The 4180-nt window shown below is 53.3% G+C and carries 7 protein-coding genes; 6 read left to right on the forward strand and 1 reads right to left on the reverse strand.

Translation table 11 applies throughout. The features are described from left to right. From DQ405_RS24960 to DQ405_RS24985, 6 genes are all read left to right on the forward strand, one after another. A partial coding sequence (locus DQ405_RS24960; RefSeq protein ID WP_168426401.1) for a hypothetical protein occupies positions 1–332 on the forward strand: 332 nt, incomplete at its 5' end. Next, positions 317–994, forward strand: a complete 678-nt coding sequence (locus tag DQ405_RS24965) for an AAA family ATPase (RefSeq protein ID WP_168426402.1) — start codon at positions 317–319, stop codon at positions 992–994. The genes DQ405_RS24960 and DQ405_RS24965, both read left to right, overlap by 16 nt. Continuing rightward, on the forward strand, positions 991–1308 hold the full coding sequence (locus DQ405_RS24970) for a hypothetical protein (RefSeq protein WP_168426403.1): 318 nt from the start codon (positions 991–993) through the stop codon (positions 1306–1308). Before DQ405_RS24965 ends, DQ405_RS24970 begins: the two co-directional genes overlap by 4 nt. 212 nt (positions 1309–1520) lie before the next feature. After that, entirely contained in the window at positions 1521–1943 is a 423-nt protein-coding gene (locus DQ405_RS24975; RefSeq protein WP_168426404.1) for a hypothetical protein, read from the forward strand. A gap of 58 nt (positions 1944–2001) precedes the next feature. Then, complete coding sequence (gene cobF, locus DQ405_RS24980) at positions 2002–2757, forward strand: precorrin-6A synthase (deacetylating) (RefSeq protein WP_019817301.1); 756 nt, start codon at positions 2002–2004, stop codon at positions 2755–2757. Between the two features lie 10 nt (positions 2758–2767). Further along, the gene (locus DQ405_RS24985; protein ID WP_038449847.1) at positions 2768–3484 is read left to right on the forward strand and encodes an alpha/beta hydrolase; all 717 of its coding nucleotides are present in this window, start codon (positions 2768–2770) and stop codon (positions 3482–3484) included. A 126-nt stretch (positions 3485–3610) separates the two neighbouring features. Here the strand turns inward: DQ405_RS24985 and DQ405_RS24990 are convergent, their stop codons facing one another. After that, positions 3611–4165 (reverse strand): hypothetical protein, encoded by a 555-nt coding sequence (locus tag DQ405_RS24990; RefSeq protein ID WP_168426405.1) that lies wholly within the window; start codon positions 4163–4165, stop codon positions 3611–3613. Positions 4166–4180 lie beyond the last annotated feature (15 nt).

A 4180-nucleotide genomic window follows, 5' to 3' on the forward strand; every position in this document is an offset into this window, starting at 1 on the left:
TTTCAAACGGCGCACAAGCCGGTGATTACATTTTATCTGAATACGCGAAAATTCAAAAAAAGCGCCAGTTTGTAAGCTCGGATTACTATGAGAATGAACGTTTGAACATCCAGATTGAGCGTTTGCTTGATACCTGCGTGCTCAGGTTGGAGCGTTTTGCTCTATCGAAACTTCCCCGTGGTAAAAGCAATAAGTTAGTAATGCTCGCTGCCTTAACGTCGGTGGCAAAAAAATCCCTGATCATGATCGTATTGGGCGATTTTTCTTTAATTTTTTTGAACTCGCCAGCGATGGACGTTACGACGAAGATAAGGAAGTGTTCGATTTGCTGATGATGACTTATCGTGCCACGCTCAATTTTATAAAGGTTGGGGCGAAGGATGATATCCGCAAACACCCCCGGTCCTATTCATTTGCTATAGGCTCGGCAGAGGAAATCAAGCAGATAAAAATGTCGACCGCTGCAGTCGAAGTGCGTTGGACAGATCAAAGCTCGGGTGTAAGGGCCCTGGTTGACCAGTTTTTTTTGCTCCGCCAAGGTTTTGTAACCATGGCGGGAAAGAAATTAAAGCACGTCATGGTGCTTATCGATGAGGGCGATGCCTATCTTCATCTTGAGTGGCAGCGCCGTTATATTTCCTTGCTGAATAAATTCCTGGCAGGGGTGAAAGCGGAGTTTGACATGAAGATTGTGCAGGTAGTGGTTGCCACGCACTCCCCTGTGATAACGGGTGATTTTCCAGCGTGCATGGTAACTAACCTGGATGACAGGGTCACACCTCAGAATACGTTTGCAGCTCCATTGGAAGACATTATCCTGAACTCTTTTGGGACTGCTGCCATTGGTGAGTTTGCGGCGGAAAAGATAAATGCACTCCATCAGCGTCTTGAACAGGGCATTTCTTCGGCCTTGGATAAATTATTGCTTGAGAGCATTGGCGATATTGGCATCAAGGAAGCGTTATATCGTGCTCCGGAGAGGCGATATTCATGATTGTTAACATCGCGCGGGTGTGGGAGGACATCGCAGTCAGGCACAAATTATTCATGCTATGGAAGCTGCAAGGACTGACTGATGCCTTAAAAGGATTCGTCGGGCCGGCCATGACTCAGCATCGTCTTGTCGAGTTCTTGGATAAACACAGGGAGGCCATATGTGGGTGTGACCCGTTGGCGCTGCCGGGTGTGATTGTTGCCTTTAGTCAGACTTTTGCCCGTGTTGTTGATATTGACTATTTGAATGGTTTTTTTTCAAAAAGTATCTGTGCTATAAGGAGTTTTCAGCTAAAGAGAGGGTGGTCCTGTTAAAAAGATGGGACGCCTATGCATTGTGTACATCCATCCGATCGAAAATTTGCCCTTATTGCCATATAACGCCCATTGACACTTATGTAAGTCCTGATGGGTTGAAAGCGTACAGGCCAAATATTGATCATTATTACCCGCAGGCCGAATTTCCTTTACTAGCGTTAACCATGGGGAATTTCATCCCCTGCTGCGAAAAGTGTAACGGGCCACAAATGAAAGGCACTACCCGGTTTGACTTGACACCTCATCTGCACCCCTTGGTGGATGCGGAGAATATATCTTTCAGGCTTGCATATAAGGGCGGGGGGCTAGACTTGAATAAATTGAGACTTCAGGCTGACAGTACGTCCTACGAAATTGAGGTGATGGCAACCAATGGCACATGCCTGAAAGTGGATAATTCAATTGCGACCTTTCGCTTAGTCCCTCGTTATCAAGTCTGTGTACCCGATGCGCTATTAGTGGCGAAACGCTCCAGACTGGGGGGCAGATATAGGATGTTGACCAAGATACTGACAAAGTTGAATTTCTCTGACAAACACCCCTTGGGCTTTGATGAAACGAACGACAGTTATAAAAATGTGATCGCAGGTAAGCTCAAACTTGACATCGCCCGGCAGTTCAAGGTGATTTGACCCAGCAGGGCAACCCAGTAACATGGCAACATTTCACGCCCTGTACTGAGAGCACCCCATGAAACGCATCCTGATCATCGGCATTGGCGCCGGCAACCCTGACTACATCACGATGCAGGCCGTGAAGGCGCTGAACCGTACCGACGTGTTCTTCCTGATGGACAAGGGCCAGAGCAAGGACAAGCTGATCGACCTGCGCCGGGAAATCTGCGACACCTACATCACCGAACCCGGCTACCGTTTTGTCGAGGCCGATTGCCCGGAGCGGGTGCGTGGTGAAATCGACTACACCACCGCCGTGCAAGACCTCAACCGCGATAAGCAGCAGACCTTCGAACGCATGATCAACGAAGAAATGGCCGACGGCGAAGTCGGGGCGTTTTTGGCCTGGGGCGACCCGGCGCTGTACGACAGCACCATTCGTATCTTGCAGGCGATTCTTGCCAGCGGTCGCTGTGTGTTCGAGTTTGAAGTGATCCCCGGTATCACCAGTGTGCAGGCCCTGGCGGCGCAGCATAAGGTGCCGCTCAACCGTATCGGCAAGTCCATCGAAATCACCACTGGGCGACGGCTGGCGGCGGGACAGGCGAGTGATGCCGATACCCTGGTGGTGATGCTCGACGCCGAAGATTCCTACCGCAGCGTAGCGGATCAGGACCTGGATATTTACTGGGGCGCCTACCTGGGCACGCCGGACGAGATCCTGATCAGCGGTAAAGTGGCGCACGTGGCAGAAGAGATCGAACGGGTACGCAAGGCGGCGCGCCTGGAAAACGGCTGGATCATGGACACCTATTTGCTGCGCAAACCCTGAGGTAAACCCGATGCTCAAACAGCTTGCCCTCGCCTTGGCCCTGGTGGCCGGCGCCGCTCATGCCGACACCGGCTTGCACACCGACTTGCCGTTGTCCTACCTGGAACAGACCCAGGGCGATGCGCGCAACCAGCCGCTGGTGATCTTCCTGCATGGGTTTGGCAGCAACGAGGAAGATTTGTTTGGCATCAAAGACGCGTTACCGTCTACCTGGACCTACCTATCAGTGCGTGCGCCACTGCCGGTGGAGCCGCAGGGGTATCGTTGGTTTACCAAGACCGATGAGCCTGAGTACAACGGCGAGACCGATGAACTGTTCAGCAGCGCCCGGCTGATCAAGGACTTTGTGCTCAAGGCCACCGCCAAGTACCACACCCAAAGTGATCGGGTGTTCCTGGTGGGGTTCAGCCAGGGCGCGATCATGTCTTACGAGGTGGCCTTGCGTGAACCCGAATTGGTACGCGGTATCGCCGCGCTCAGTGGCAGCGTGCTACCAGTGCTCAGGTCTGCGCTGAAACCGGATGCGGCGATGGGCAAGCTGGCGATCTTTATTGGCCATGGCACTTTGGATCAGGCGTTGCCCTTTAGCTCGGCCACGCAAGCGAACAAGGTGCTGGCGGGGTTGGGGCTCAAGCCGGAGTTTCATGAATACCCGGGGATGAATCACACCATCAGCGAAGCAGAAATCCAGGACTTAAAAGCCTGGCTTGAGAAAAGCCTGAAGTGAAATGCGGTTAAAAATGTGGCAGCTTGCCTGCGATAGCGGTGGCTCAGTAAAGATTGAGTGACTGACACACCGCCATCGTAGGCAAACCCGCTCCCACATGGGTTTTGTGTTGGCTGGAAGAGGGGGCTACTTGCCGCCTGTAATCTGCTTCACCAACTGCGCATGCCCCTTCACATCATCCGCCCGGGAAATGGCCTGAATCACCAGCAAATGGTTGCCCGAACCACCCAGGAATGTGGAGTTCAAGGTCTTGCCACCACCTTGGGTGGCGCTGCTGTCCACTTGGCGCAGGCCCAGGCCCTTGTAGGTGAGTTTCTTCTCGCCCAGTTTCTTGAAGTCAGGCAGGGCAGCGCTCTGGTCCTTGACGAAATCGGCCACGGCGCCGTCTAGGAACTGCGGGTCGTTATCCTGGATAGCTGCCCCATCGTTGCGCACGGTTTCGGCGACGATCACCACACTTTTCGTCGTTGAGTTAGCGTACAGGGTGCCTTGGGTGTCAGCGGTGCCGTCTTGCGCTGTGCCGGAGGGCAGGGTGTCGGCGCTGTAGGCCTTGGGCAGTTTGAAGGTGAACTTGCCACCCAAGGTGGAGATGGTCTGGGTGGTGGGCTTTGCAGCAGCGAATACGCTGCCGGCGGTGAGCGCGAGGGCCAGCAGCATTGCGGTCTTGGTGAACGTGGCCATGAAGCACTCCGGGGA

The organism is Pseudomonas sp. SST3, assembly GCF_003325755.1.